31 protein-coding genes and 3 tRNA genes are annotated in these 24,556 nt (G+C 67.1%); 14 read left to right on the forward strand and 20 right to left on the reverse strand.

All coding sequences use genetic code 11. The annotated features are described in order from the left end of the window. Positions 1-318 precede the first annotated feature (318 nt). From rplA to OG257_RS15925, 5 genes are all read right to left on the reverse strand, one after another. On the reverse strand, positions 319-1,041 hold the full coding sequence (gene rplA / locus OG257_RS15905; protein ID WP_307125476.1) for a 50S ribosomal protein L1: 723 nt from the start codon (positions 1,039-1,041) through the stop codon (positions 319-321). An 82-nt stretch (positions 1,042-1,123) separates the two neighbouring features. Then, the gene (gene rplK / locus OG257_RS15910; RefSeq protein WP_329208309.1) at positions 1,124-1,558 is read right to left on the reverse strand and encodes a 50S ribosomal protein L11; all 435 of its coding nucleotides are present in this window, start codon (positions 1,556-1,558) and stop codon (positions 1,124-1,126) included. Between the two features lie 175 nt (positions 1,559-1,733). Then, positions 1,734-2,654, reverse strand: coding sequence for a transcription termination/antitermination protein NusG (gene nusG / locus OG257_RS15915; RefSeq protein ID WP_329208311.1), 921 nt, complete (start codon positions 2,652-2,654; stop codon positions 1,734-1,736). 73 nt (positions 2,655-2,727) lie between these two features. Next, positions 2,728-3,015 (reverse strand): preprotein translocase subunit SecE, encoded by a 288-nt coding sequence (gene secE / locus OG257_RS15920; RefSeq protein ID WP_329208312.1) that lies wholly within the window; start codon positions 3,013-3,015, stop codon positions 2,728-2,730. A gap of 106 nt (positions 3,016-3,121) precedes the next feature. Next, positions 3,122-3,194 (reverse strand) — tRNA-Trp (locus tag OG257_RS15925). A 213-nt stretch (positions 3,195-3,407) separates the two neighbouring features. Between OG257_RS15925 and OG257_RS15930 the strand changes: the two genes are divergently transcribed. Continuing rightward, positions 3,408-4,634, forward strand: a complete 1,227-nt coding sequence (locus tag OG257_RS15930) for a pyridoxal phosphate-dependent aminotransferase (protein ID WP_329208314.1) — start codon at positions 3,408-3,410, stop codon at positions 4,632-4,634. A 122-nt stretch (positions 4,635-4,756) separates the two neighbouring features. Next, positions 4,757-5,770 carry an adenosine deaminase gene (locus tag OG257_RS15935; protein ID WP_329208315.1) on the forward strand — a complete coding sequence of 338 codons (1,014 nt, stop codon included), beginning with the start codon at positions 4,757-4,759 and terminating at the stop codon, positions 5,768-5,770. Here the strand turns inward: OG257_RS15935 and OG257_RS15940 are convergent. Continuing rightward, positions 5,763-6,353: a TetR/AcrR family transcriptional regulator gene (locus tag OG257_RS15940; RefSeq protein WP_329208317.1), complete on the reverse strand. Its 591-nt coding sequence runs from the start codon at positions 6,351-6,353 to the stop codon at positions 5,763-5,765. The genes OG257_RS15935 and OG257_RS15940 overlap by 8 nt on opposite strands. Positions 6,354-6,442: 89 nt before the next feature. Here OG257_RS15940 and OG257_RS15945 point away from each other — a divergent pair, with 89 nt between their 5' ends. Then, positions 6,443-7,078, forward strand: coding sequence for an NAD(P)-dependent oxidoreductase (locus tag OG257_RS15945; RefSeq protein WP_329208319.1), 636 nt, complete (start codon positions 6,443-6,445; stop codon positions 7,076-7,078). Positions 7,079-7,087: 9 nt separating this feature from the next. Here the strand turns inward: OG257_RS15945 and OG257_RS15950 are convergent, their stop codons facing one another. The 6 genes from OG257_RS15950 to OG257_RS15975 all read right to left on the reverse strand — a co-directional run bounded on the left by OG257_RS15950 (position 7,088) and on the right by OG257_RS15975 (position 9,680). Then, positions 7,088-8,212 carry a UDP-N-acetylmuramate dehydrogenase gene (locus OG257_RS15950; protein WP_329215123.1) on the reverse strand — a complete coding sequence of 375 codons (1,125 nt, stop codon included), beginning with the start codon at positions 8,210-8,212 and terminating at the stop codon, positions 7,088-7,090. Positions 8,213-8,253: 41 nt separating this feature from the next. Next, a complete protein-coding gene (locus tag OG257_RS15955) occupies positions 8,254-8,682 on the reverse strand; it encodes a MaoC family dehydratase (RefSeq protein ID WP_329208320.1) in 429 nt (142 codons plus the stop codon). Further along, the gene (locus OG257_RS15960; RefSeq protein WP_329208321.1) at positions 8,682-9,134 is read right to left on the reverse strand and encodes a MaoC family dehydratase N-terminal domain-containing protein; all 453 of its coding nucleotides are present in this window, start codon (positions 9,132-9,134) and stop codon (positions 8,682-8,684) included. Before OG257_RS15960 ends, OG257_RS15955 begins: the two co-directional genes overlap by 1 nt. Positions 9,135-9,236: 102 nt before the next feature. Then, positions 9,237-9,401 carry a 50S ribosomal protein L33 gene (rpmG, locus tag OG257_RS15965; RefSeq protein WP_003956487.1) on the reverse strand — a complete coding sequence of 55 codons (165 nt, stop codon included), beginning with the start codon at positions 9,399-9,401 and terminating at the stop codon, positions 9,237-9,239. A gap of 88 nt (positions 9,402-9,489) precedes the next feature. Beyond that, positions 9,490-9,562 (reverse strand) — tRNA-Met (locus OG257_RS15970). Positions 9,563-9,607: 45 nt separating this feature from the next. After that, a tRNA-Thr gene (locus OG257_RS15975) sits at positions 9,608-9,680 on the reverse strand. 336 nt (positions 9,681-10,016) lie between these two features. Here OG257_RS15975 and OG257_RS15980 point away from each other — a divergent pair. Beyond that, entirely contained in the window at positions 10,017-11,276 is a 1,260-nt protein-coding gene (locus OG257_RS15980; RefSeq protein ID WP_329208323.1) for a hydrolase, read from the forward strand. A gap of 34 nt (positions 11,277-11,310) precedes the next feature. Then, positions 11,311-11,967, forward strand: a complete 657-nt coding sequence (locus tag OG257_RS15985) for an SDR family oxidoreductase (protein ID WP_329208324.1) — start codon at positions 11,311-11,313, stop codon at positions 11,965-11,967. Positions 11,968-12,025: 58 nt separating this feature from the next. On the opposite strand, the gene OG257_RS15990 is transcribed toward OG257_RS15985, so the two are convergent. Further along, positions 12,026-12,685 (reverse strand): histone deacetylase, encoded by a 660-nt coding sequence (locus OG257_RS15990; protein ID WP_443054408.1) that lies wholly within the window; start codon positions 12,683-12,685, stop codon positions 12,026-12,028. Positions 12,686-12,867: 182 nt separating this feature from the next. Between OG257_RS15990 and OG257_RS15995 the strand changes: the two genes are divergently transcribed. Beyond that, positions 12,868-13,491, forward strand: a complete 624-nt coding sequence (locus tag OG257_RS15995; protein WP_329208326.1) for a hypothetical protein — start codon at positions 12,868-12,870, stop codon at positions 13,489-13,491. A 160-nt stretch (positions 13,492-13,651) separates the two neighbouring features. Here the strand turns inward: OG257_RS15995 and OG257_RS16000 are convergent, their stop codons facing one another. Together OG257_RS16000 and OG257_RS16005 are read right to left on the reverse strand one after the other, a co-directional pair. Next, a complete protein-coding gene (locus tag OG257_RS16000) occupies positions 13,652-14,626 on the reverse strand; it encodes a hypothetical protein (protein ID WP_329208328.1) in 975 nt (324 codons plus the stop codon). Between the two features lie 111 nt (positions 14,627-14,737). After that, a complete protein-coding gene (locus tag OG257_RS16005) occupies positions 14,738-15,478 on the reverse strand; it encodes an MBL fold metallo-hydrolase (protein ID WP_329208330.1) in 741 nt (246 codons plus the stop codon). Positions 15,479-15,745: 267 nt separating this feature from the next. Here OG257_RS16005 and OG257_RS16010 point away from each other — a divergent pair, with 267 nt between their 5' ends. The 3 genes from OG257_RS16010 to OG257_RS16020 all read left to right on the forward strand — a co-directional run bounded on the left by OG257_RS16010 (position 15,746) and on the right by OG257_RS16020 (position 18,165). Further along, on the forward strand, positions 15,746-16,150 hold the full coding sequence (locus tag OG257_RS16010; RefSeq protein WP_329208332.1) for a MerR family transcriptional regulator: 405 nt from the start codon (positions 15,746-15,748) through the stop codon (positions 16,148-16,150). Positions 16,151-16,804: 654 nt separating this feature from the next. Next, positions 16,805-17,098, forward strand: a complete 294-nt coding sequence (locus tag OG257_RS16015; RefSeq protein WP_329208334.1) for a hypothetical protein — start codon at positions 16,805-16,807, stop codon at positions 17,096-17,098. Positions 17,099-17,142: 44 nt separating this feature from the next. Continuing rightward, entirely contained in the window at positions 17,143-18,165 is a 1,023-nt protein-coding gene (locus OG257_RS16020) for an LPO_1073/Vpar_1526 family protein (RefSeq protein ID WP_329215127.1), read from the forward strand. A 105-nt stretch (positions 18,166-18,270) separates the two neighbouring features. On the opposite strand, the gene OG257_RS16025 is transcribed toward OG257_RS16020, so the two are convergent. The 5 genes from OG257_RS16025 to OG257_RS16045 form a co-directional block, all read right to left on the reverse strand. Further along, positions 18,271-19,062: a restriction endonuclease gene (locus tag OG257_RS16025; protein WP_329208336.1), complete on the reverse strand. Its 792-nt coding sequence runs from the start codon at positions 19,060-19,062 to the stop codon at positions 18,271-18,273. 179 nt (positions 19,063-19,241) lie between these two features. Next, positions 19,242-19,901, reverse strand: a complete 660-nt coding sequence (locus OG257_RS16030; protein WP_329208338.1) for a hypothetical protein — start codon at positions 19,899-19,901, stop codon at positions 19,242-19,244. Then, positions 19,891-20,100 (reverse strand): hypothetical protein, encoded by a 210-nt coding sequence (locus OG257_RS16035; protein ID WP_329208340.1) that lies wholly within the window; start codon positions 20,098-20,100, stop codon positions 19,891-19,893. Before OG257_RS16035 ends, OG257_RS16030 begins: the two co-directional genes overlap by 11 nt. Before the next feature lie 141 nt (positions 20,101-20,241). After that, positions 20,242-20,451 (reverse strand): hypothetical protein, encoded by a 210-nt coding sequence (locus OG257_RS16040; RefSeq protein WP_329208342.1) that lies wholly within the window; start codon positions 20,449-20,451, stop codon positions 20,242-20,244. Between the two features lie 228 nt (positions 20,452-20,679). After that, complete coding sequence (locus OG257_RS16045; RefSeq protein ID WP_329208344.1) at positions 20,680-21,489, reverse strand: class I SAM-dependent methyltransferase; 810 nt, start codon at positions 21,487-21,489, stop codon at positions 20,680-20,682. A 54-nt stretch (positions 21,490-21,543) separates the two neighbouring features. Between OG257_RS16045 and OG257_RS16050 the strand changes: the two genes are divergently transcribed. From OG257_RS16050 to OG257_RS16070, 5 genes are all read left to right on the forward strand, one after another. Beyond that, positions 21,544-22,260: a GntR family transcriptional regulator gene (locus tag OG257_RS16050; protein ID WP_329208346.1), complete on the forward strand. Its 717-nt coding sequence runs from the start codon at positions 21,544-21,546 to the stop codon at positions 22,258-22,260. Between the two features lie 601 nt (positions 22,261-22,861). Next, positions 22,862-23,170 (forward strand): hypothetical protein, encoded by a 309-nt coding sequence (locus tag OG257_RS16055; RefSeq protein WP_329208348.1) that lies wholly within the window; start codon positions 22,862-22,864, stop codon positions 23,168-23,170. Beyond that, positions 23,167-23,511: a hypothetical protein gene (locus tag OG257_RS16060; RefSeq protein WP_329208350.1), complete on the forward strand. Its 345-nt coding sequence runs from the start codon at positions 23,167-23,169 to the stop codon at positions 23,509-23,511. Before OG257_RS16055 ends, OG257_RS16060 begins: the two co-directional genes overlap by 4 nt. Further along, entirely contained in the window at positions 23,508-23,720 is a 213-nt protein-coding gene (locus OG257_RS16065) for a hypothetical protein (RefSeq protein WP_329208352.1), read from the forward strand. The genes OG257_RS16060 and OG257_RS16065 overlap by 4 nt, the downstream gene beginning before the upstream one ends. Next, positions 23,710-24,555, forward strand: a complete 846-nt coding sequence (locus OG257_RS16070; RefSeq protein ID WP_329208353.1) for a hypothetical protein — start codon at positions 23,710-23,712, stop codon at positions 24,553-24,555. Before OG257_RS16065 ends, OG257_RS16070 begins: the two co-directional genes overlap by 11 nt. Position 24,556 lies beyond the last annotated feature (1 nt).

Genomic DNA, 24,556 nt, shown 5'->3' on the forward strand with positions numbered 1-24,556 from the left:
GCGACCGGGGCGCCCCGGAGCAAATCCGTCCCGGTTCGACCGGTGCGAGAGGTTTGGGCCGCGTATCAGGAGGCAACGGCGGTGCCGCCCGAGCCGCGCTGCCCGGCGTCCGGCGCCGTCCTTGCCGCCCTGCCCGCGGCGAGCCCGCCGACGGGCCCTGCCGCTGTCCTTCGCGGGCCTTTCGGCGCTCTCGGGGGTACGAGCAGCCCTGCCGTGCTCGCGGACGCTCCCGCACACACGAGGACGGGCCCCGCGACCTCAAAAGGTCGCGGGGCCCGTCCCATGCCGTGAAACCGACTACCGGGTGAGCACGGGGGCTCAGACGGCGGCCGGGTCCTCCTCGACGAGGAGGTTGCGCACGCGGTTGGCGTCCAGCGGGATGCCCGGGCCCATCGTCGTGCTCAGGGTCGCCTTCTTGATGAAGCGGCCCTTGGCGGCGGACGGCTTCAGACGGAGGATCTCCTCGAGCGCCGCGCCGTAGTTCTCGACCAGCTTCGTGTCATCGAAAGAGGTCTTTCCGATGATGAAGTGCAGGTTCGAGTGCTTGTCGACGCGGAACTCGATCTTGCCGCCCTTGATGTCGTTGACAGCCTTGACGACATCGGGGGTGACGGTGCCGGTCTTCGGGTTCGGCATCAGACCACGCGGACCGAGCACGCGGCCCAGGCGGCCGACCTTGCCCATGAGGTCCGGGGTCGCGACGACGGCGTCGAAGTCCAGACGGCCCTTCGCCACCTCGTCGATGAGCTCGTCGGCGCCGACGATGTCGGCGCCCGCGGCTTCCGCGGCCGCAGCACGGTCACCGGTCGCGAAGACCAGGACCCGGGCGGTCTTGCCGGTGCCGTGCGGGAGGTTCACGGTGCCACGGACCATCTGGTCGGCCTTGCGCGGGTCTACACCCAGGGCAAACGCGACCTCGACGGTGCTGTCGAACTTCGTGGAGGCGGTGTCCTTGGCGATACGGACGGCCTCGAGCGGGGCGTACTGGCGCTCCCGGTCGATCTTCGCGTCCGCAGCGCGGAGGTTCTTGCTGCGCTTCACTTCTACTCCTGTGGTTATCAGAGTGTGGAGTCGTGGTGCGGACCAGCGCTTGGTCCTACCACTGAGGGCTTACGGGGCTGAATCAGCCTTCGACCGTGATGCCCATGGAACGGGCGGTGCCAGCGATGATCTTCGACGCGGCGTCGAGGTCGTTGGCGTTCAGGTCGGGGAGCTTCGTCGTGGCGATCTCGCGGACCTGGGCAGCCGTCAGCTTGGCAACCTTGGTCTTGTGCGGCTCGCCGGAGCCCTTCTCCACGCCCGCAGCCTTGAGGATCAGCTTGGCGGCCGGCGGAGTCTTCGTGATGAAGGTGAAGGAGCGGTCGTCGTAGACCGTGATCTCCACCGGCACGACCATGCCACGCTGCGACTCGGTCGCGGCGTTGTAGGCCTTGCAGAACTCCATGATGTTGACGCCGTGCTGGCCCAGTGCGGGGCCGACCGGCGGGGCCGGGTTGGCCGCACCGGCGTTGATCTGGAGCTTGATAAGCCCCGTGACCTTCTTCTTCTTGGGAGGCATTGCTCTCTCCGGGTCCTAGTGAGAGTGTTTCGCCGCCATTCCGGTCATCCGGATGGAGGCATACCGCACAACGATAACGGGTATAGCTGCGCGACCAAAAACCGAGCAGGTCAGACAGGCTGCGAAGCCGGTCTGACCTGCTCGGTAGGCATGTGTCCGGAAGCTGCGGAAACCGCTAGTTCTTCTGGATCTGGTCGAAGCTCAGCTCGACCGGGGTTTCGCGACCGAAGATCTCGACGAGGCCCTTGACCTTCTTCGAGTCGGCGTTGATCTCGTTGATCGTCGCCTGCAGCGTCGCGAACGGGCCGTCGGTGACGGTGACCGAGTCGCCGACCTCGAAGTCCAGCACCTGGACCTCGACCTTGCGGGCCGGAACCGGCTTGCCCTCGGCCTCTGCGGCCTCGCGGGCGGCCTTCTCCTCGGCCTCCGGGGCGAGCATCTTGACGATCTCGTCCAGGGTCAGCGGGTACGGGTCGTAGGCGTTGCCCACGAAGCCGGTGACGCCGGGCGTGTTGCGGACGACGCCCCAGGACTCGTTCGTCAGGTCCATGCGCACCAGGACGTATCCCGGGAGCTTGTTCTGACGGACGTTCTTGCGCTCACCGTTCTTGATCTGGACGATCTCTTCCTCGGGCACTTCGGCCTGGTAGATGAAGTCCTCGACGTTGAGCGAGACGGCGCGCTGCTCCAGGTTGGCCTTCACGCGCTTCTCGTAACCGGCGTACGTGTGGATGACGTACCACTCGCCGGGCAGACCGCGCAGCTCGTCGCGCAGGGCGGTGACGGGGTCGACGGGGGCGGCCGGCTCGGCCTCTTCCTCGGCGTCCTCGTCGGACTCGGCGGCGTCAGCGTCCTCGGCGGCGTCCGTGTCGTCAGCGGCCTCGTCGGACTCGGCGGCCTCCTCGGCCTCCGCTTCCTCGTCGGACTCGACGTGCACGGCGTCCTGCTCGGCGGGCTCGCCCGCGGCGTCGTCAGCAGCTTCGACCTGGTCCGGGGCCACGGCGTCCGCCGCCTCGACGATGTCGAGCTCGTCCTCGGCGGACTCGACGGCGCTCGCCGTGGGCTCGGCGTCGTCGTTCAGGTTCGGGTCAGACACGATGGCTGCTTCTTCCTGGATACAAATGGGTGGAACATGCGAAAGGGGCGCCTGTGAGGCGCCCTCCGCGGGATCAGCCGAAGACGTACTTGATGACCCGCGCGAAACCGAAGTCAATCACGGTAACGAGACCGATCATGACGACCACGAACACGATCACCACGGCCGTGTAGGTCGTCAGCTGGCTGCGAGTGGGCCAGACGACCTTGCGCAGCTCGGCAACGATCTGGCGGTAGAACAGCGCGAGCCGGCCCAGAGGGCCCTTCTTGCCGCGCTTGCCGCCCTTCCGGGTCTTCTTCTTCGACTCGGGGGCCTCATCATCGGCATCAGGCATGTCGATGGAGCCCACGGCGTCCGTCACGCTACTCACCTGATTCCGGGTCGTGGCCGTGCCGCGCCCGGTGGAGCCGCACGGCGATGCATTGAAGTACGTACATGCGCACACATCCTGGCGAAGGAGTGTGTAGCAGGGCCGGAGGGACTTGAACCCCCAACCGCTGGTTTTGGAGACCAGTGCTCTACCAATTGAGCTACGACCCTTTGTGGTTTCCACCAACCTACCGCATCTTCCCCGGTGGGCCGGGTGCAAAAACGGTGCGGCTGATGAAGGCCAACGACAGGTGAGTGTACGTGCTCAGGGGCGTCGCGTCGAACAGACAACTACCGACCGGTCCTGTCCGGATGCTGTCCGACTCCTGTCCGGTCCCTGAAACCCCTGTGCCGACGGCATTTCCGGTCTGGGAGCATGGGGGCATGAGCGCTGCAACTTCTCCGTCCGAGCGCCGGGTTTCGGCCCGCATCGGTGCGATCTCCGAGTCCGCCACCCTCGCCGTCGACGCCAAGGCCAAGGCCCTCAAGGCAGCTGGGCGTCCGGTGATCGGCTTCGGCGCCGGTGAGCCCGACTTCCCGACCCCCGGCTACATCGTCGACGCCGCGATCGAGGCCTGCTCCAACCCGAAGTACCACCGCTACACCCCGGCGGGCGGGCTCCCCGAGCTCAAGGCCGCCATCGCAGAGAAGACGCTGCGCGACTCCGGCTACGAGGTCGAGCCCTCCCAGGTCCTGGTGACCAACGGTGGCAAGCAGGCCATCTACGAGGCCTTCGCCGCGATCCTGGACCCGGGCGACGAGGTCATCGTCCCCGCCCCGTACTGGACCACCTACCCCGAGTCCATCCGTCTGGCGGGCGGCGTCCCGGTCGAGGTCGTGGCCGACGAGACCACCGGCTACCGGGTCTCCGTCGAGCAGCTCGAAGCGGCTCGCACCGAGCGCACGAAGGTCGTCCTGTTCGTCTCTCCGTCCAACCCGACGGGCGCCGTCTACAGCAGGGCCGACACCGAGGCGATCGGCCGCTGGGCCGTCGAGCACGGCCTGTGGGTGCTGACCGACGAGATCTACGAGCACCTGGTCTACGGCGACGCGGAGTTCACCTCGCTCCCCGCGCTCGTGCCCGAGCTGCGCGACAAGTGCATCGTGGTCAACGGAGTCGCCAAGACCTACGCGATGACCGGCTGGCGGGTGGGCTGGATCGTCGGCCCGAAGGACGTCGTCAAGGCCGCGACCAACCTCCAGTCGCACGCCACGTCCAACGTCAGCAACGTCGCCCAGATCGCCGCGCTGGCCGCGGTCTCCGGTCCGCTGGACGCGGTCGCCGAGATGCGGACCGCCTTCGACCGCCGCCGCCGGACGATCGTGCACATGCTCAACGAGATCGACGGCGTGCTCTGCCCCGAGCCCGAGGGCGCGTTCTACGCGTACCCGTCGGTGAAGGGGCTGCTCGGCAAGGAGATCCGGGGCAGGCGCCCGGCCGACTCGGCCGAGCTCGCCGCCCTCATCCTGGACGAGGCCGAGGTCGCCGTCGTACCGGGTGAGGCCTTCGGCACCCCGGGCTACCTGCGCCTGTCGTACGCGCTGGGCGACGACGACCTCGTCGAGGGCGTCTCGCGGCTCCAGAAGCTGCTGGGCGAGGCCCGCGACTGATCCGCGTACCTGACCGAAGAAGTGGCCCCCGGCTCCGGCCGGGGGCCACTTCTTTGTTCGAGCGGTAACTCAGGAGGGAATCCGGCTACCGCGACACCCCTCATGTGCGGCAAGATCCTTCAATGGAGCGTGACGTACGGCTGTTGCCCAAGGCCCATCTGCACCTGCACTTCACCGGGTCGATGCGGCCGACGACCCTGCTCGAACTCGCGGACAAGTACGGGGTGCACCTCCCCGAGGCGCTGACCAGCGGTGAGCCGCCCAGACTGCGTGCGACCGACGAGCGCGGCTGGTTCCGCTTCCAGCGCCTCTACGACATCGCACGGTCCTGTCTGCGCTCTCCCGAGGACATCCAGCGGCTCGTGCGCGAGGCGGCCATGGAGGACGTGGCCGACGGCTGCGGGTGGCTGGAGATCCAGGTCGACCCCACCTCGTACGCCCCGCTGCTCGGCGGGCTCATCCCGGCCATCGAGATCATCCTGGACGCCGTGGACAGCGCGGCACGCGACACCGGGCTCGGGATCCGGGTCGTCATCGCGGCGAACCGGATGAAGCACCCGCTGGACGCCCGGACGCTGGCCCGCCTCGCCGTGCGGTACGCGGACCGGGGGGTCGTCGGCTTCGGGCTCTCCAACGACGAGCGCCGCGGCATGGCCCGCGACTTCGACCGCGCGTTCGCCATCGCCCGGGAGGGCGGCCTCCTCGCCGCCCCGCACGGCGGCGAGCTCTCCGGGCCCTCCAGCGTCCGGGACTGCCTGGACGACCTCGACGCGTCCCGGATCGGGCACGGCGTGCGGGCGGCCGAGGATCCCCGGCTGCTGCGCAAGCTCGCGGAGCGCGGGGTGACGTGCGAGGTCTGCCCGGCCTCCAATGTGGCGCTCGGCGTCTACGAGAAGCCGGCGGACGTACCTCTGCGCACCCTGTTCGACGCGGGGGTCCCGATGGCGCTCGGCGCGGACGACCCGCTGCTGTTCGGTTCGCGGCTGGCGGCCCAGTACGACCTCGTACGGCGCCACCACGCCTTCACCGACGAGGAGCTGGCCGAGCTGGCGCGGCAGTCGGTGCGCGGGTCTGCGGCACCTGTCGACGTCCGCGAGAAGCTGCTGGCCGGAGTCGACACGTGGCTCGCTAGCTGATTCCGGCCAGCAGGGTGCGGGCGATCGAGGCGGCGAACTCGTCCAGGGGCTGCGGGGGCCTGCCCTCGGGTGCCATCTCGTAGGCGAAGGCGCGCTGGGCGCAGGCGCCCAGCAGCAGGGACGCGGCGGCGTAGGTGTCGGCGTCCGTCCGGATGCGGCCGGCTCCCTGTTCGGCGCGCAGGTAGGCGTCGAGTCCCTGGATCGGCTTGTGCGGTCCGGTGCCCATCTCGCGCATCGCCGCCCGGTGGCGGCGCTGGAGCTGGGGCTCGGCGTAGAGCGACGCGGCCATCGGGAAGGTCTGCTGGTAGAAGAGCGCGGCCCGGCGGGCGACCTCGGTGAGGTTCTGCTCGATGTCGCCCTCCCCCGGCTCCAGATGGCTCAGGAGTGCCCCGAGCCCGGGCAGCCGCTCGCCGAGCACGGTCACGAAGAGCTCTTCCTTGCTGGCGAAGTACTTGTACAGCGCCGCCTCGGAGCAGCCGGCCGCCTTCGCGATCTCCTTCGTCGTCGTCCGCGCGAGACCCAGGCCGAGCATGAGCTCATGGGCCGCGTCGACGATTCGGACGCGGGCCGGTTTCTGTTCCATGCGTGCTCCCGACAGCCTTGACGAGTGGGTGAGTGTCCGCTCACTCTAGAGGTGAGTGAACACTCACCCACCCGGAGAGGGCGTGCACGATGAGGCTCACAGTGTTCGGTGCGACAGGGGCCGTCGGCCAGGAGATCGTGGGGCAGGCGCTCGATGCGGGGCACGAGGTGACGGCGGTGGTCCGCGATCCCGACCGGCTCCCTGAGGGGCCCCCGTGGGCGGATCTGCACGCGGTGGTGCGGCTCGGCGACGAGGAGGCCGTGCGCGCGGCGGTGGCGGGGCGGGACGCGGTGCTGTCCGGGCTCGGATCGCGGGGGCGGAAGTCGGGCGACGTCGCGGAAAGGCTCACCGGGCAGGTCCTGCGGGCGATGGAGGCCACGGAGGTGCGTCGGCTGCTGGTCGTGAGCGCGGCGCCGGTCGGGCCGGAGGCGGCGGACGAACCCCTGCCGGACCGTCTGATGCGCAAGGTGATCGGCGCGGTCCTCAAGGAGCTGTACGTGGACCTGACGCGGATGGAGGCCGCGCTGGCCCGCAGTGCCGCGGACTGGACGTCCGTGCGGCCGCCGAAGCTGACGAACGGCTCCCGGACGGGGGTGTACCGGACGGTCATCGGCGGCACCCCGCGCAGCGGCCGGTCCATCTCACGGGCCGATGTGGCGCATGCGATGCTCGCGCTGATCGATGACCCGGCGGCCGTGAAGCAGGGCGTGGGCGTCGCCTACTGAAGGTCCGGGCTACAGGCTGACGCCGACCGTCACCGGCTCGTTGACGAGTGTGACTCCGAAGGCCTCGTGGACCCCGGCGACGACCTCGCGGGCCAGGGCCAGCAGGTCCTCGGTCGTCGCGCCGCCGCGGTTGGTCAGGGCGAGCGTGTGCTTGGTGGAGATACGGGCCGGGCCCGTGCCGTAGCCCTTGGTGAAGCCGGCCTTGTCGATGAGCCAGGCCGCGGAGGTCTTCACGCGGCCCTCGCCCGCGGGAAAGGCCGGAGGCGTGACGTCCGCGCCCAGGCGCTCCTTGGCGCGGGCGACGAAGGCGGCGTGCTCCGCCTCGTCGAGGATCGGGTTGGTGAAGAAGGACCCTGCCGACCAGGTGTCGTGGTCCTCCGGGTCGAGGACCATGCCCTTGCCCGCCCTCAGCTTCAGGACCGTTTCGCGGGCGGCCGCGGCGGGAACGCGATCCCCCTGCTCGACGCCCATGGCACGTGCCGTCTCCGGGTAGCGCAGCGGTGCGGAACGGCCCCCCGCCTCTTCCAGCTCGAATCGGACACGGAGCACGACGAAGCGGTCGGGCTCGGCCTTGAAGCGGCTGTGCCGGTACGAGAAGGCGCAGTCGGCGTTCGGGACGGTGACCGTCTCCCCGGTGGACCGGTCGTAGGCGACGACCTCGGTGATGACCGAGGACACCTCCTGCCCGTACGCGCCGACGTTCTGGATCGGCGTCGCCCCGGCGGATCCGGGGATCCCGGCGAGGCACTCGATGCCTGCCAGGCCGGCCTCGACCGTGCGGGCCACGGCGTCGGTCCAGACCTCGCCGGCCGCCAGTTCCAGCGTCGTACCCGAGAGCTCGAAGCCCTTGGTCGCGATGCGCAGGGCGGTCCCGTCGAAGCCCTTGTCGCCGATGACCAGGTTGGAGCCGCCTCCGATGACCAGGAGCGGGGTGCCGCTCCCGTCGGCCTCGCGCACGGCGGCGATCACCTCGGCGTCGGTGGTGGCCGTCAGAAGGCGGCTGGCGGGGCCGCCGAGCCGGAAGGTGGTCAGGGGGGCGAGGGGGGCATCGTGGAGTTCCTGCACGGGGACAAGAGTACGGTCCGCGGTCCCACCGCTCGGGCGGGGCCACGGACCGTACGTGCAGGGCCCCAGGTCGGGTCGCGCGGGAGTCCGGCCCGCGCCGGACCCGTACCTCAGGCCAGCCGGACCACGGCGCGGGACATGCCCAGCACCTTCTTGCCGTCGCTCATCGCCGTGAGGTCGACCCGCACCAGGTTGTCGTCCAGCTTCGCGCCGACCTTGCCGCTGACCTCGACGGACGCACCCGTTTCGTCGTTCGGTACGACGACCGGCTTGGTGAACCGCACCCCGTACTCGACGACCGCGCCCGGGTCACCCGTCCAGTCCGTGACCACCCGGACCGCCTCGGCCATCGTGAACATGCCGTGCGCGATCACATCCGGGAGCCCGACCTCGCGCGCGAACTTCTCGTTCCAGTGGATCGGGTTGAAGTCACCCGAAGCGCCCGCGTACTGCACGAGCATCGCCCGGGTCACCGGAAACGACTGCGCCGGCAGCTCCGTACCGACCTCGACCGCCTCGTACGCAATCCTCGCCGTCATCACGCCTCCTCGGCGGCACGCGCCACCAGCTTCGTCCACGCGGTCACGACGTGCTCACCGCTCTCGTCGTGCACCTCGCCGCGGATGTCCACGATGTCGTTGCCCGCCATCGACTTGACCGCCTCGATCGTCGAGGTGACCGTCAGCCGGTCTCCCGCCCGCACCGGACGCACGTACGCGAACTTCTGGTCGCCGTGCACCACACGGCTGTAGTCCAGGCCGAGCTGCGGATCCTGGACCACCTGGCCGGCGGCCTTGAAGGTGATCGAAAAGACGAACGTGGGCGGAGCGATCACATCCGAATGACCGAGGGCCTTTGCGGCCTCGGGATCCACGTACGCAGGATTGGTGTCACCCACCGCCTCTGCGAACTCCCGGATCTTCTCCCGGCCGACCTCGTACGCCGGGGTGGGCGGATAGGTCCGCCCCACGAAGGACTGGTCGAGCGCCATGAGCTCGCTACCTCCTGGTGAAAGTCGAATTGGGCCCAGTGCGACCCATACAACGACACGAGGCCGCCCCCAATGGGGACGGCCTCGTGTACGAGCCTGTTTTCAGCGCGTTTCGCGGTGCGCAGTGTGCGAGTTGCAGCGCGGGCAGTGCTTCTTCATCTCAAGACGGTCCGGGTTGTTACGCCGGTTCTTCTTGGTGATGTAGTTCCGCTCCTTGCACTCCACGCAGGCCAGCGTGATCTTCGGGCGGACGTCGGTGGCAGCCACGTGAGTGCTCCTTGGACGGACGGTGGACGGATGAACGCAAAAAAGAGTAGCCGATCGAAGGACCGACCCCACAATCGGCTACCGTTAGTAGCGGTGACCGGACTTGAACCGGTGACACAGCGATTATGAGCCGCTTGCTCTACCGACTGAGCTACACCGCTTTGATGACGAGTCTCCCCGCCGAAGCGGGGTTACCCGATCACCAGAGCCCCAATGCGGAATCGAACCGCAGACCTTCTCCTTACCATGGAGACGCTCTACCGACTGAGCTATTGGGGCGAGCGAGGAAGACATTACACGGTCTCTCGCCGATCGCCCAAATCCGTTTCGTCCGCCCACCGCCGGACCTTGATCGGCCCCCTGGCCACCCCTCCGCCGGACCCCCTGATCAGGCCCTTGATCAGGCGCTGATCAGGGCCTGAGGAGGGTTTGATCGGCAGCGGTCCGGGCGCTGCGCCACCGCCTCGCACGGGTCGGCGGGCCCCCCTGAACACACCCGCCCCGCGCACGCCGTCGAGCCACAGCGGTACGACTATTCGGCTCCTCCTCGAAGCGCACCCGGCACCCCCATAGGCTCGGCCCACTCTGCGTGATCTTGTCTCCCTCTGGAGTGCGATGGCCCACAGCGAGCCGCACCGGCCGGACAACAACGCGGCGGGCCCCGGAGCCACCCCCGGCGCAGCCGCACTCCTCCTCAGCGGCGCCCGGCTCACCGACGGGCGCACCGTCGACGTACGGATCCGTGGCCACCACATCGAGGCCGTGGCCGCGGCAGGCACCCTGACCGCCCACGGAACGCGCCTGGACCTGCGCGGCTACCTCCTGCTCCCCGCGCCCGCCGAACCCCACGCACACAGCGACACGGCGCTCACCGCAGACAGTCCCGGCCCCGCGCCGCACTCCGTCGAGGACATCCGGCGCCGCACCACCGAAGCCGCCCTGATCCAGCTCAGTCAGGGCGCCACCGCCCTGCGCAGCCACGTACGCATCGGGGACGGGCAAGGCCTCGCGGCCCTCGAAGCCGTCCTCCAGGCCCGCCGTTCCCTGCGGGGGCTCACCGAGATCGTCGCCGTCGCCGTACCCGGGGTCCTCACGGGCACCGCGGGCGCCGGCAACCTCGCCATGCTCCGCGACGCCATGGACATGGGTGCGGGTGTCATCGGCGGCCGCCCCGGCCTGGACCCCGACCCGGACGGCTACACCGAAACGGTCCTGGACATCGCCGCCGAGAACGACCGCCCCGTCGACCTCCACACCGACGGTGACGACCCCGGCCGGCTGGCCCGCCTCGCCGCCATGGCCCAGGGGCTGCGCCCGGGCGTCTCCATCGGCCCCTGCGCGGCCCTCTCCCGGCTCCCCGCCGAAGCCGCGGCCCGCACCGCCGACCGGCTCGCCTCCACCGGCGTGGCGGTGGTCTGCCTCCCCCAGGGCACCTGCTCGGGCGCCGCCCACCGCGGAACCCCGCCCGTCCCCCTGCTGCGCTCCGCAGGGGTACGTGTCGCCGCAGGCAGCGGGGCCCTACGGGACACCGCGAACCCGGTCGGCCGCGGTGACCCCCTGGAAGCCGCCTACCTCCTCGCCTCGCAGAACGGCCTGAGCGCCGAGCACGCGTACGACGCCGTCTCCACCGCCGCCAGGGCCGCCATGGGCCTGCCGGGCGTACGGATCGAAGCCGGTTTCCCGGCCGAGCTGCTCGCCGTACGCGGAGAAGGGCTCTCCGGGGTGCTCTCCCTCGCGTACAGCCGGATCGTGGTGCACCGAGGACGTGTCGTCGCGCGGACGAGTGCGGTACGCGAGTACTGCGACTCCGAGACCACCACCCTGGGCCTCCCCCGCCAGGGGCGCACCGATTCCGGCCCCGGCGGCGGACCTTGAGCGCGAACGCGCGCTCCGGCGTACGGTCGTGAGCATGCGCATTGTCATTGCAGGCGGACACGGTCAGATCGCGCTGCGGCTGGAGCGGTTGCTCGCTGCACGCGGAGACGAAGCTGTGGGCATCATCCGCAACCCGAAACAGATCGATGACCTCCGGGCCGCAGGGGCCGAACCCGTGGTCCTCGACCTCGAATCGGCCTCCGTCGAAGAGACCGCTGAGGTCCTGCGCGGGGCGGACGCGGTGGTCTTCGCCGCCGGTGCCGGCCCGAACAGCGGCAGCGAACGCAAGGACACGGTGGACCGCGGTGCGGCGGTGCTCTTCGCGGACGCGGCGGAACAGGCAGGGGTACGCCGCTACGTCGTCGTCTCGTCCATGGGCGCCGACCCCGACCACCCGGGCAACGAGGTGTTCGACGTCTACCTGCGCGCCAAGGGCGCCGCGGACGCCGACGTACGCTCCAGGGCGGCACTCGACTGGACGATCCTGCGCCCCGGGATGCTGACGAACGACGCGGGCACCGGCCAGGTGCTGCTCGCCGCCTCGACGGGCCGCGGCCCGGTCCCGCGTGACGATGTGGCAGCGGTTCTGCTGGAGCTGCTGGACACGCCTGCGGCTGCGGGCCTGACCCTGGAACTGATCTCCGGGAGCGTGCCGTTGACGGTCGCGGTGAAGGACATCGCCGGGAACTGATTCGCACGATGCCCCTACGTTGCTCCGGGAGCTGGGGAGTTGAGCGCTTCCACTCCCCTCAATCGATCAGCTCCCGGATCGCGTGTTCGGACCAACGGCCTGCCGCCCCTCGCGCAGAGGCCAGGTAGGCAGCCACCGTTGCCGCATCCCAGGCCCCGGCTGCCAGCAAGCCCGAGGCGATGAAGCGCACATAGTCGCGGGACGGCGGCACCGGGGCCACGTCGTCGGCACTCCACGGGGCCGTGAAGGTGAGCACAGGGAGCCCGTCCAACAGGCCCGCGCAGATCAACGTCTCGTACCGACCGCCCCCGATCCTGGCCACGCCCGAGGTGAGCACCTCGCTGAGGTCCAGGTCCTCCCCGGGCTCCCTGTACATCTCCTGGGCGGCGATGTCCGCGAACTGCGACGCCGAGACGAGGTGGGCGCGGGCATGGAGCAGCCCTGCGCCTTCCGGGTCGTAGAAGGCCCGCCCGCCGCCCCAGACCGGCGACTCGGTGGCGAAGTAGAGGGCTCCCGCCAGCTCCACAGGAACGGACCGACCGGGCAGCCGCTGGTCCCGGCACCCCGGATACGCCCTGCCGGCCCCCGGCGGCCTGCCGCCCTTGAGGTAGCAGGCGAGCCGCTCCAGATGCATGTTGGAGCCGTAGGAGGCGTACCAGACGCGCTGCGGCGCGGTCTCCTCCACGAGCACCGGCTGAATCCGATGCGCACCCACCACAGTGCCTCCCGCGGATCGGCGTGGTCCACCGTCACACTCGCACACGCGCAGAAATCCCGCCCGACCTGTTGTCCAAGCAGGTCGTACGGGGTTTCCCGTCCTGTGTCGGTGCCAGGCCGCACCGGCTCCGCAGCCCGGAAATACCGTCGCCCGTCCCGTGCCGACGGAGAACAATGCCGGGCATGGGGACAGACATACACGGCTTCATCGAATGCCGCTGGGATCGCTGGCTGGACGAGGACGACCGCGCGTGGAACCAGGTCATTGACCTTTCGCACCTCTACAACGGGCGCGACTACGTTGCCTTCGGATCCCTCTTCGGTGTCCGCGACACCACCTCGTTCCGCGCACTCGCCGATCACCGGGGCCTCCCTCATGACGTGTCGAAGGAGGTCCTCGCTGACTTCGAGCCCTGGAGTGACGAGTTGCACGGCGAGTCCTGGATCACCTGGGCGGAGCTGGCGGCCGCCGACTGGGACGAAGTCTCGAACGAGGTCGACGGCTGTGTGCACGAGTTCCGCCGGAGCTCGGACGGCAGCTGGAAGATGCACGGACGGAACTCCGGCCTCACCCGCTTTGCCGAACTCGCCGGCCTCACCGATGCCCGGCAGCTCTACTCCGCGGGCAGCGTCTTTCCCGAGAACACCGAGTGGCCGGACGGCGGCCGACTCTTCCGCGTCGGCCGCCTGCGGCGAAAGGACGCCGTACCCGACAGCGAATGGGGCGCCGTCTGGTCGGTCATGCGCACGCTGGCGAATCTGCACGGCGACGAGGGAGTCCGCCTGGTCGTCTGGTTCGACGGCTGACTCACTTGGGGCAAGGGCCCAAGAGCACCGCTCCAGGGGTTCGAACTCGGCCCGGTGTGGTCACGGTCCGCCGCATGCAACGCAGCGAGAAGGCCTCAACAGGGTGCCACCGAACGCGACCACTTACACGGCTGAAGGGACGTCATCCCCGCTACGGTTCCTACAGCTTGTTGTAGACGAGCGGCCATCCGGCGAAACCGTCCGCGGTCCGGTAGACCAGCTCCACGTACTCCTCGCCGAGCAAGTCCTTCAGGTCGTCGCTGGGCTCGCCCGGCAGCAGCACCACGACTCGCAGAATCCTGTCCCCGGGGATGTGCCGGCGGTAGTCCGCCAACTGCCCGATCGCCATCCGAATATTGGCCCGCGTCGTCAGTCCCTTCGCCTCATACAGTGCGTGGTCCGTCGCGTCGTACAGGTCGGGAGTGAGCACACCGGGCTCGCCCTCCACAGCGATCTGGAAGCTGTGAGTCCTGTGTCCCGCGGCCTCCAGGTGAGCTGCGAACGCTTTGACCAGCTCTCCCTTGCGGCGCAGTACCTTGCGCTGCCCCGCGGGAATGTCCGCGATGGTCTCCGCGGTGCTGTGGTGCTCGGCTACGACCTCGGGGTCAACGATCTCGTACCCCGACCTGGTAGCCACCGGTGCACGGTCCGCCTCGGTCCATGCCGGCGTCGTTCCCCCGGCCGGCCGGAACCGGAAGACCAACACGTCACGCATCACGTGGTCCTTACCGGGCCCCCGCCGAACGTCGTAGGGCCTCACCGGGTCCAGGACCATCTGTCCGACGTAGCGCTGCCGCAGCGTCCCGCTCCCCGGCACCTTGCCCGCGGCGACGAACAGATGGAGCTCACGGCCCTTCTCGACATGGGTCAGGAGCGCCTCGTTACGGCCGGACGGTTTCTGCGGCCCGTTGGCGCCGGCCCCGGTGTACAGGTACAGCGGCCCGAACTCGTCATCTTCCGCGCGGCCATCGAACGTGTACCCGTACTCCTCGCCCGCTGAAGGGTCGGAGTACACGAACACTTTGCCCGCCTCATCTGCCGGCTCGATGCTTTGAACGCCACAGCCGTAAGCCGCCGCGACGGCATCGCGGGTCGTGATCCGCCCCGGCACAAGAAGGTCAACGGTCGTCGGCATGGCGCGACCATAACCACCCCCACGGACAGCCTGCGCCCCCTTTTCAAACGGCAGGGCGAAGACGGCCCCCACTCCACCAGGAACCGGGGCCGCCCTCATCCCTCTGAGTGATCAAGTCGGCAACTGCTGGGCCGCGCGGTGGTCGTGCGTCGGGATGATCGTGACTCGGTCCTTGACCGCGTGCAGGCGATGCAACGTCCGGAAGGTCTCGTGCCGGTCTTCGTCGGCGAGCCCACCGGGGTAGCCGGCCTTTTGCCGGATGAGGTCGATCTGGTCGTTGTGCCAGGCAGCGTCGCCGGCGAGCAGCACCCAGCCCGTTGCCGTGTGCGCAAGAACTCCGACGCTGCCAGGGGTGTGTCCTGCGAGGTCGACGAGCACGACGGAACCGTCGCCGAAGAGGTCGTGGCCGGCGGCGAACGTGAGGACCGGCGGGCCGTCCAGTTCGTACTGGACAATGCCCCGGCCGCGCAGGGACTCGCGGACGCCACCCACGGGTGCGATCGAGCCCTGCATGACCCAGTCGTGTTCGCGGCGGTGCAGGTGTACCGGCAGATCGGGAAGATCGAGGAGTCCGCATACGTGGTCCCAATGCGCGTGCGTCGGCAGCGCGAAATCCAGGCCGGAATGCGACCGCTCACGCAGCGCGGTGACGGTGGCGACAGTGTCGGCCGGGGGACGCACCGCGCCCCGCAGGAACGCCGGCAATTCGGCAATGGCCCGGCTTTCGACATCCAGGCAGACACTCGGATCCACGATGAACGTCGCTTCCGGGTGGGTGATCACGAACGACAGCAGCGAGTTCTCGATTCGCCGTGGCTGCCGCAGCCCCTCCACGATCAGTGCGGTGGGCACGGACCGTGGCACCTGTCGCAGTGCGGACACGGTGACCGACACCGCCGTGTCCGGGAGCCCCGCGTCGGTCAAGCCGCGCAGAAACCGCTGGTCGGGGCGTCGGGGACGGACAAGACCCGTTGCCAGGCTTGCGACCGCGCCACAGCATGCGGCCAGCGTCAGTGATCTCACGGTGTCAGACACAGCAACGTTGTCCCTCTCGCGATCGGGTGGGCGTTCGATGACGGGACGGTATAACTTCAGGCCGACCTGAAGTAAAGGAGTGCGATGTCCGCAGTGGAGTTGAAGATCGGCGATGCCGCGGCCCTGCTCGGGGTGGCCACCCATGTCCTCCGACACTGGGAGGACATCGGACTGCTCACCCCGCGCCGGCTGCCCTCCGGGCATCGCCTCTACGACGACCAGACCATCGGCCAGGCCCGCCTCATCCAAATCAGCCAGCGGGCCGGGCTGTCACTCGCCGAGATCGGTGAACTTGTTGCGGGGGAACGGGTCGACCGCATCGGCCTGATCAACGCGAAGCGCAACCGGATCGCCGAACACATCGCGAACCTCGAACTGGCTGACCGGTTCCTGGCCCACCTGGTGCGCTGCGTACACCCGGTCATCTCCGACTGTCCGGAGTGTTCCGCCCTGGTGGAGCGGGGCGCGCGGTTGGCGATCACCCAGTGATTCAGCATGAGAGCGCGTGCAGCACGCTTGCACACACGAAGAAACCCCGCCCGACCTGTTGTTTAAGCAGGTCGGACGGGGTTTCCCGTCCTGTGGCGGCGCCAGGGTTCGAACCTGGGTAGGCTGAGCCGGCAGATTTACAGCGGGCTCCCCTCGATGACGCTCACCTGCGGCTTCTCTCCTACTTGAGCCACCTGGGGCACGCCTGGGGGAGGGCTCTGAGATGCACCGCCACAGGAGGAGCGGGGGCTTGCCCCTAGGGCATTCGGATTCAGCCAAGGAGCCCAACTTGTGCTCTCACCCGGTGTCCAACCTTCCCTCCTTCAGGCCACTGAGGGCGGTTGCGTATCCAGCCAAGGCTGCCTCGTTCACCAGGTCGCGGATATCGACGGGATCATCTCGTAGACGCCGAATCTCTTTCCTCTGGTCAGTCACGTCGAGCCCACTGTCCTCCGGCTCTCACTGACAACCGTCCTGTCGGCGCGCCTCCTCGCACCAACGACCAAGCGGCTATCAGACAGCCGAGCGCGTCCAGGGCGGTTGCGAGCCGTCAACACCCTGACTGCGGCCGCGGGGCTAGCCTCCACGCCGGATGCAGTCGGCGCGGTAGCTAACTAGCAGACACGAGCAGCACACGTACGTGACACTAATGCCGTGACTAGCAACCAACGGCGCATCCTCTGGGGCGGTACCGCAGCCCTTGGCATAGCTCTCCTAATCATCAGCATCTACCTGGGACTTGAAAAGGCCAGCATGCTGGCAGGTATCGCAGGCGCATTTTTCGGTCTATTGGGTGCAACCTTCGGAATTTATCAACTTCGAAATGCACAGAACAACCCCACCGGGGGCCCTAGACAGGTCCAACGCAGCGGAAACGACTCAATAAACTTGCAGAGCGGAAATGATTTGACGATTGGCGACGACAATAAGTTTGGCAACTCGTCATGAAATGGAATACGAGGCGCCAAACGTCGCGCGACAACAACACGAACATGCAAGCCGGCAGGGACATCACGATAGGATTAGGATATAAGGACGTAAAAGCAATTTCCCACGATACGGCAATGGAAGTTTTCACAAGGAACTTCCAATCGCTCAGCAGAGAGGCCTATTCCGTAGCCCAACTGCGAGCTGACGAATTCACTCTCAACCTAGTTGAATCTCTTCAGCAGCGGGCCCCAGATGCACTGGAACATTTCCAGGACCCTGGTACCCAGTCGGCACTATTCTCCGCGCAATCAGGATACGCAAAGACCGGTGATGCAGCTCTTGGCGAAGTTCTCATTGAACTCCTCATTAGTCGCACAAGTTGCCACCAGCGCGACACTTCACAGCTGGCCTCAAGTTTCGCGATCGGAATCGCCGAGCACTTGTCATCGCATCACTTCGCGATTCTTACGTGCAATTTCGCATTAAAGCAACTAGCCTACAGCGACATCCATTCGATCGATTCACTCGCCAAAAAAATCGAAGAGACGGTCGGGCCATTCTTTCAAGACTTGCGGGACGGCGCTCCCCTCGACTTGGATTACCTGGCCGGCCTCGGCTGCACGATCGCCACGGCCGGATCCCTCTCTCCCGCAAAATATGCTGGCATGAACTACCCCGGTCTATTCACACGAGGGTTTTCGGATAAGGAACTCATGCATGCCGAGCGCCTCATCGGCACACAGCTAGTACACCCTTTCGGGCCGGAGCCCGACCGCTACAAAATCAACGCCATCACAACGAAAGAACTTCTAAAACTTATCGATACCCTATTCCTTCACGACATTACCGACTTAGCTCTATCGGCCCTCAGGAATACCGTGCTGCTTGAGCACGAGATCGAGCGTATGCTCACCAATAGCAGGCCAAACTTGACGCCGATCTTCAGGCGTCTCGGCGAACTGGAAATGAACGGGCATATTAATACGGCGATCGGGACTGCGATCGCGCACGCTAACATGTGTCGGATCATTCCCGAATTCGATGTTTCGCTCGCCGCCCTCATTCCAAAAGGATCAGTGACCTGAGGCGCTTGACTACCCACAAGTGCCCCACGAAGGCTGGAACACTCCGCGGACCAGAACGGCTTCACGCCACCCGTCGACAGGTCGAATCTAATGGCAGCGCCTCAATCACACTGGAATCTCAAGCGCCACCACTTGGTAAAGGTGATCTGCCCTTTCTGACCATCCGGCAAGGGCGTCACGGTCAATCAATTGAATGCCATGCCTAGCCCCCCACGCCGCAGCATCCTTCGTAAAATGGCCGTTTGTTACGACTACGGATTCGCTGGCGTTGTAAACATCTCCCGCCGTGCCGTTGAGCTGATACAGCACCGTTGAGCTGACCTTCCGGCCGGTTACCGTGTGCTTGCATTGCACGGCGATCCTCTTCCCAGCCAAGTTGACAGCTAGGACATCGACTGCCTGGTCTCCCCTGCCGCCAATAACCTCGGCTTTCAAACCATCGCGCTCCATCAGCTTCTTAATCATCTTTTCGAAGTCCAATGGCGAAATTTTATCCACATGTCCGATCGGCAGACTAAACTGCATTTTCCTTACAGCGCGACTCATTTCAAGTCCGGCTAGCCAAGAATTCTTCACTTCCTCCCTCAACTCTTGAATGCGCAACTGCATCTTGCGTTTGTCCTCTTTTAGATCCATGATTGTTTTTTCATATTGCTTCACCTGGCGCCTATGCCAGGCTTGAGCTATTAGTTCCACCGGGATGGCTAGCGCGAGACCGCAGGACACAGATACGGAAATATCCTGGATCCTCATGAATCCATTTCCCGGATCGGATGTTGCTATCGACAGTCCGCTGGCGAGGTTATTAACAATCGGCAGCCCAAGAGAACCAAGAATAATGAGACCTAGTTTCCACCCAGTCACCGCGTGATACGGAAATTCCGGTCGTCGCAGCATGCGCCCTCCCCCAGTTTGCTGTGCTGTGCGCCCAGAACATGGGCGTCTTCGTCTGCTGGATGTGCCCAGTGACGGCCTCATCTCGAAGCCGTTGTCACTGCCGGGCAAGAGGAAACCCCCACCGCAGAACGATGGAGGCTTCACCTGCCCTGACTGGTGGCGTGAGCGTCTCGGCACGACTACCCGCTCGACTGCTCTTTCATGAACTGCTCGACAACCTCGGGATACCGACGCATCGCTGCGCGCAATTGCTTCACCTGGAAGCGTTCACGACCGCGTTCCAGAACGTCCTCGTAGCCCGGCCTGGCGTCCACAAAACGCTCCGCGATGAGGAACTCGATTATGTCCTCTAGAGACGGCCTGAAGCGCTTCCCTCCGACGGGAAAGTGCAGCTTGTCCAGCGACCGCTTCGAATCCTTGCCGCGGTTCAGCGCTACGAGCGCCGGGGAGGTTCCGTAGACCTGCAAGTGGGCAGACGTGTAGCGCTCCTTCTCCCGCTCGAAATCGAAATGGCAGAGGCACGTCTCTAGGGTCTCGTCAGCGAAGATGCCGCAATAGGAGCTATGGATCGTCAGATAAGTGAGCTCGTCATCCATGCGAACCTGGTAGCTGAGGTTCATCCAGGCGAGCGGCTTCTTCTGATCGGTTCGGAGCGGGAAGCCCTGGGGCTGCGTCGGGTTGGCCTTGCTGAGTCCGGAGCCGATGGTGAATACGGCTCCGGACGCAGAAACCGGACGGACCACCGCGACCATGCGGATATCGCGGCAGACCGTCCCGTTAAGGACCTCTTGCAGTTCGTTGGCGAACCTCCGAGCCTGACTTGGCAGGTCAGAGGTCAACAGTCCCACCAATCGATACCCACAGAGCGTGAGCCGCCGACGAGGTGAAATCGTGATTACTGGCCTGTCGCGCGAGCTCTGCGTAGGACAGGCCGAGAGCGCGCAACGCCTGCTCGGCTGCCGCTTGGAAGTCCTCTTCGGACATCACGATGACGTCGTCGTCTTCGTACTCCGTCGGGCGTTCCAACTGAATCGTCATTCCGATCACCAACCCCCCAGGTAAGTGACTACCCCGCCAGTCTGCACTGCGGGTCTGACACTGTCTCGCAGTGGCGCCCCGGTTGGGAAGCCTCAGCCCACTACTGGAGTACACAGCCGCGCTCGAAAACCACTGCGCCGATCATGCCGCTTCGTACCGGTGGGCACGGCCGCCGCGCCATTCGATCCAGTGTGGGTCGTCGAGGAGGTGCCGGGCATCGTCAAGGCCGGCCCGCCTCAGAAATTCGACGAGGTCGCGGTCGTCGTGCGCAAGGCCCACGATCTGCCCGTTGATGGTGACTCTTCGTCCGCCGGAGGAGGAGAGGCCGTGGACGACTATCGGGACGCTCATGCCCTCAGAGTGCGCCCGTCCGGCATCTTGTGCGAGCTACGACTCCGGGGCGCCGGGTCCGGCGCGCCTGCGCCCGATTCAGGAGTTCGATCCTGCCCGGGGCCTTACCTCGCGCACCAGTGCCACAGCGGGCTGCGAGACGACTCGGCGGTCCCCGAAGCTGCTTGCACACGGGGTGCCGCTGCCTCCGTTGCCCATGCCATGGGCAACGGAGGCGCTCTTGTGTCTTCACGCCGGTACGCGACCTACAGCGAGAAGGTGGGAGCTGGCAGCGAGTAGTTCCGGGTACGGCTCTGCCATGCGCGCTGCTGCCATGGCAGAGGCGATCAGGTCATCCGTGGGCCCCTCCCCCGGCTGTTGCTCGGCCGCCTTCACGAGAGACCACGCAGGCCCCTCAATGCCGAAGACCTGGACATCCGTCAGGCCGGATGCGGCTAGCTCAGCCACCAGCTCTTCGGCGCGGTGGAAGTAGGACAGGGTGAACCCCCGCACACCGTCATAGACAGCCGTCTCAAGGATCTTGGAGACGGAGTCATGAATCCGCTTGGTGTGTAGGTGGGCATACGTGACGTGCTCAAAGAGCGACGCGTAGCGGTTGATTGCAGCCGCAGCGATCAGTCCACCCGGCTTCACCACGCGATGGGCTTCCGCCAGCGCCCTCCGCCTGTCTTCGGGGTCGGGAAGGTGGTACAGCGGCCCAAGAAGCTGCACAACATCGAAACTGTCGTCCGGCTCACTCAGATCGCGGGCGTCACCGACGATCGCTGAGCACACGGCCGACGCACTCTCAACATGACGGGGCACGGGGTCCACGAGAGTGACTTCGTAGCCGTCCTTCACAAGCCACTCAGCGTGAATCCCGGTCCCCCCTCCCACGTCGAGCACCCGCGCCGGCGCGGGGGGCAAGAAGCGTCGGAGTAGCTCTTGGGTTCTGGCCAGCTCCATACGTCCGTCTGCCGAGTTACGCAGGCGGTCGTCCTCGTTCACTGTCTCGCCGTAGAACCGCATCACGGAAGGAGCCAATTCGAGATTCGACATGTGCGCAGTATCCTGTGTACCGGTGGACCAGTCCAGCTTACGGAACAGGGAGCCATGGCAGTTCTGAAGTACGAAGAGATCGCGGAGTCCCTGCGCGCTCGCATCGCGGCAGGCGAGTTCGCCCCGGGCGCCACAATCCCTTCCGGCCGGGACCTAGCCGAGCAGTGGGACGTGTCACGGGCCACCGCCATCAAGGCCGTGGACGTGCTACGCAATGACGGGGTGGTCGTCGCCAAGCAGGGCACCGGTTTCGTCGTCACGGAAACACCCGTGGCACGTGCTGCCGGATCCCGCCGGGCGGGGTCGGCGCGCATCTTGGGCGGGATGCCGTTCTTGCGTATCGGCACGCCCGACTGGTCAGAGCCTTCCGCCCGCGTCGCCGTTGCGCTCGGCATCTCCCCGGGAGTGCTGGCGCTCCGACGCATCCGCGTCCTCCAGCTCCCGGACGGAACCCCGCACAGTTGCGTGGAGGCATGGTTCCCTCCGGAGATCGCGGAGGCGGCACCCCGCCTTGCTGACACCGCCTCCATCGCCGAGGGCACGACACGCTATGTCCGTCGGCAGACCGGCCGCCTTCCGGCCGAGGGGATAGACATCACCACCGTGCGCCTCGCTACGGACACGGAGGCAGAACGTTTGGGAGTGCCTGCGGCTACCCCGGTCGCCGTGCTCCTGCACACAGCAAACGACAGGGAAGGTCACCCTCTGGTCTGCGAGGAAGGGGTCACTCCCTTCTCGCTCTTCGAGCAGGTGGACACCTACTCGATGTAGGCAAGCCGCCAACTGAAGCTGGACCGGTCCGCCGGTCCAGCTTTTTTGACGTCTCGTCACGTCTACTGACCTGCAATCTTTCCGTCCTCCATCTTCCAACTACAGATTCAACACTTGACTGGACCGGTCCACCGGTCCAGTCTTCTGGTGTGCCACCGCTCAATCCGGAACTTGCGGAGTGGGCCGATCACGCCATGCCGACAACTCCACAGCGTGATCCACCGCAGCATGACGGCCGTGACTGTTCCGGCCGAGGCGAGTGGAGACCAGCCGATCGAGAACGGGCCCGGAGTCACAACCGGGCCCCACACCCCACATGGGGGACACGCCATCGGCTCTAAAGAACCGCACGGCACACCTGCTGCGACGACTTCCGGGATTTCGGACCTCCCCGGAACGAACAGCGCCGTGCGAATCGGAGATCCGAAGCACCAGCGCTCACGGTGCCCGGCATTCGGGCCTGCTTCCTCGGCGGGCTGCGGTGTCGGGTCGCCGCGGTCGCTCGTAGTCCACGACCGACCCTCAGACGGCGCGCGGCCCCGGTGGTGACACACCGGGGCCGCTGTTTTGGGCCGTCCACCGACTAAGGAGGAGACGCCCCATGAAGACCATCGTTGCTGGTCGCGAGCCCGTTACCCCCACTGAGTTCATCGAACTGGCCCTGGGCATCGACCTGGAGCTGTTCACTGGTACCGCCGCCGAGTCCCAGATGGAACGGGCTGCCCGTCTGGACGTCGCCCACGAGGTCCTCGCGGATCTCCGCGAGAGCGACCCGGAGGCCGCCGCCTACGCGGAGAGCCTGCTGCGGACGCTGCCCCTGACGCAGCCCCGCACGTCCGGCCGGCGCACGCGCCGTAAGGTCCGCCGTCCGGTGAGCGGCTACATCGCTCGTACGGCGGTGGCGGCATGAGGACGCGGACGGTGAACGGCCTGGCTGCTGCGGTTGCCGCCCTGGCCTCGCTCGTAGAGCGGTTCCCGGAGCTGCCGGCCGCGGACGTTGGGCTGTCCACGATCTACCCGAACCGGCTGGACCTGTCCTTCCACGGCGACCTCGGAAAGAAGCACTTCGAGGCGTGGCGGTCGGCCCTGGGCATCAGTCACGCCCTGGTGTCCAGGGACGAGGAGATCGGCGGTCCCCTGATGTGGGTGCAAGCGGAAGCGGCCCTGGACGGGGTCACCGTACGGCTGACCGGATACGGGCAGCAGCAGGCAGCCGCCAAGCAGGTCGCCCCCTGGGAGGTGGCCACATGAGCGCCCCGAACAGCGGCCTGTGGGCGTGGTGGCTGCGGCACGGCGGTGCGCTGCTGGTCGCTGCAGCCGTGCTGTCGTGGCTGCTGCCGCTCCCGACGTGGGTTCAGTTCCTGTGGAACCTGCTCGTGGTGGCCGGCTGCTTCCACCTGATGGGCTCGCACCGGGCTCACCGCTCCCGTGGCGGGGACGGGGGCGGTGATGAGGCGTAAGTCGAGTGCGGCCGAGCAGATCGCCGCGCTACAGGGCCTGCAAGCGGGTCTGACGAAAGTCCTCGTGGCGGTCGCGGTGGTGGCTTTGGCGTTCACCGCGACGAACGTGACGCTGTTCGCGATCGACCACCACATCAGCGTGTGGATTGCCTGGCTCCTGGACCCCATGGTCGCGGTGGCCCTGGGTGCGGTTCTGATCGTGGACGGCCGGTTGTCGGAGCACGGGGTGCAGCCGTCCGGCTGGGCCACGGGGCTGCGTTGGTTCGCCGGGTTGGGCACGTGGTTGATGAACTGCTGGGGCTCGCTCTGGCCGGCCGGTACCCCGTTCGGGGTGCCCCGGGAGATCGACCCGGCAGGGCTCGTCCTCCACTCCATCCCCCCGGTCCTGCTGATCGTTCTCGCCGAGGCGATCACGTATTACCGGAGGGCGATCCTCGACCGGATCGCCGAACTCCGACACCAGATGGACCCGGCGGTGCAGGGGGTGGACACCGCGCCCGTCCACCCTGCATCCACCCCGACCGTCACCCCCGCCCCGGTCGAGCAGTCGCGACCGGCCCCGGTGCCCGCGCCGGTCGTGAATCTGCCGGTCATCTGCGGTGCACAGCGGGTGTATCCACTGGCTGTCCCCCCGGCGTCCACCACGGACGACGAAGGGCCCCGGCTGAGCACCGGAGAGGCCGCCGAAGTCATCCGGCAGTGCTTCGAGGACGGGGACACGATCGCTGAGGCTGCGGTGAAATCCACCCGGTCCACCTCCTACGTCCACAAGGTCTACGGCCGCCTCGCCAACCCGCCCCAGGGAGCTCCCGCACTGACTGTCGTGGGGCGGTGAG

The sequence above is a fragment of the Streptomyces sp. NBC_00683 genome, from assembly GCF_036226745.1.
GTDB lineage: Bacteria > Actinomycetota > Actinomycetes > Streptomycetales > Streptomycetaceae > Streptomyces.

Bases quoted from the DNA above. Each gene is read 5' to 3' on its own strand.
- rplK (WP_329208309.1), bottom strand. From the start codon at position 1,558: ATGCCTCCCAAGAAGAAGAAGGTCACGGGGCTTATCAAGCTCCAGATC.
- OG257_RS15930 (WP_329208314.1), top strand. From the start codon at position 3,408: ATGAGCGCTGCAACTTCTCCGTCCGAGCGCCGGGTTTCGGCCCGCATC.
- OG257_RS15935 (WP_329208315.1), top strand. From the start codon at position 4,757: ATGGAGCGTGACGTACGGCTGTTGCCCAAGGCCCATCTGCACCTGCAC.
- OG257_RS15940 (WP_329208317.1), bottom strand. From the start codon at position 6,353: ATGGAACAGAAACCGGCCCGCGTCCGAATCGTCGACGCGGCCCATGAG.
- OG257_RS15945 (WP_329208319.1), top strand. From the start codon at position 6,443: ATGAGGCTCACAGTGTTCGGTGCGACAGGGGCCGTCGGCCAGGAGATC.
- OG257_RS15955 (WP_329208320.1), bottom strand. From the start codon at position 8,682: ATGACGGCGAGGATTGCGTACGAGGCGGTCGAGGTCGGTACGGAGCTG.
- OG257_RS15960 (WP_329208321.1), bottom strand. From the start codon at position 9,134: ATGGCGCTCGACCAGTCCTTCGTGGGGCGGACCTATCCGCCCACCCCG.
- OG257_RS15980 (WP_329208323.1), top strand. From the start codon at position 10,017: ATGGCCCACAGCGAGCCGCACCGGCCGGACAACAACGCGGCGGGCCCC.
- OG257_RS15985 (WP_329208324.1), top strand. From the start codon at position 11,311: ATGCGCATTGTCATTGCAGGCGGACACGGTCAGATCGCGCTGCGGCTG.
- OG257_RS15995 (WP_329208326.1), top strand. From the start codon at position 12,868: ATGGGGACAGACATACACGGCTTCATCGAATGCCGCTGGGATCGCTGG.
- OG257_RS16000 (WP_329208328.1), bottom strand. From the start codon at position 14,626: ATGCCGACGACCGTTGACCTTCTTGTGCCGGGGCGGATCACGACCCGC.
- OG257_RS16010 (WP_329208332.1), top strand. From the start codon at position 15,746: ATGTCCGCAGTGGAGTTGAAGATCGGCGATGCCGCGGCCCTGCTCGGG.
- OG257_RS16020 (WP_329215127.1), top strand. From the start codon at position 17,143: ATGCAAGCCGGCAGGGACATCACGATAGGATTAGGATATAAGGACGTA.
- OG257_RS16025 (WP_329208336.1), bottom strand. From the start codon at position 19,062: ATGCTGCGACGACCGGAATTTCCGTATCACGCGGTGACTGGGTGGAAA.
- OG257_RS16035 (WP_329208340.1), bottom strand. From the start codon at position 20,100: ATGACGATTCAGTTGGAACGCCCGACGGAGTACGAAGACGACGACGTC.
- OG257_RS16040 (WP_329208342.1), bottom strand. From the start codon at position 20,451: ATGAGCGTCCCGATAGTCGTCCACGGCCTCTCCTCCTCCGGCGGACGA.
- OG257_RS16045 (WP_329208344.1), bottom strand. From the start codon at position 21,489: ATGTCGAATCTCGAATTGGCTCCTTCCGTGATGCGGTTCTACGGCGAG.
- OG257_RS16050 (WP_329208346.1), top strand. From the start codon at position 21,544: ATGGCAGTTCTGAAGTACGAAGAGATCGCGGAGTCCCTGCGCGCTCGC.
- OG257_RS16055 (WP_329208348.1), top strand. From the start codon at position 22,862: ATGAAGACCATCGTTGCTGGTCGCGAGCCCGTTACCCCCACTGAGTTC.
- OG257_RS16060 (WP_329208350.1), top strand. From the start codon at position 23,167: ATGAGGACGCGGACGGTGAACGGCCTGGCTGCTGCGGTTGCCGCCCTG.
- OG257_RS16065 (WP_329208352.1), top strand. From the start codon at position 23,508: ATGAGCGCCCCGAACAGCGGCCTGTGGGCGTGGTGGCTGCGGCACGGC.
- OG257_RS16070 (WP_329208353.1), top strand. From the start codon at position 23,710: ATGAGGCGTAAGTCGAGTGCGGCCGAGCAGATCGCCGCGCTACAGGGC.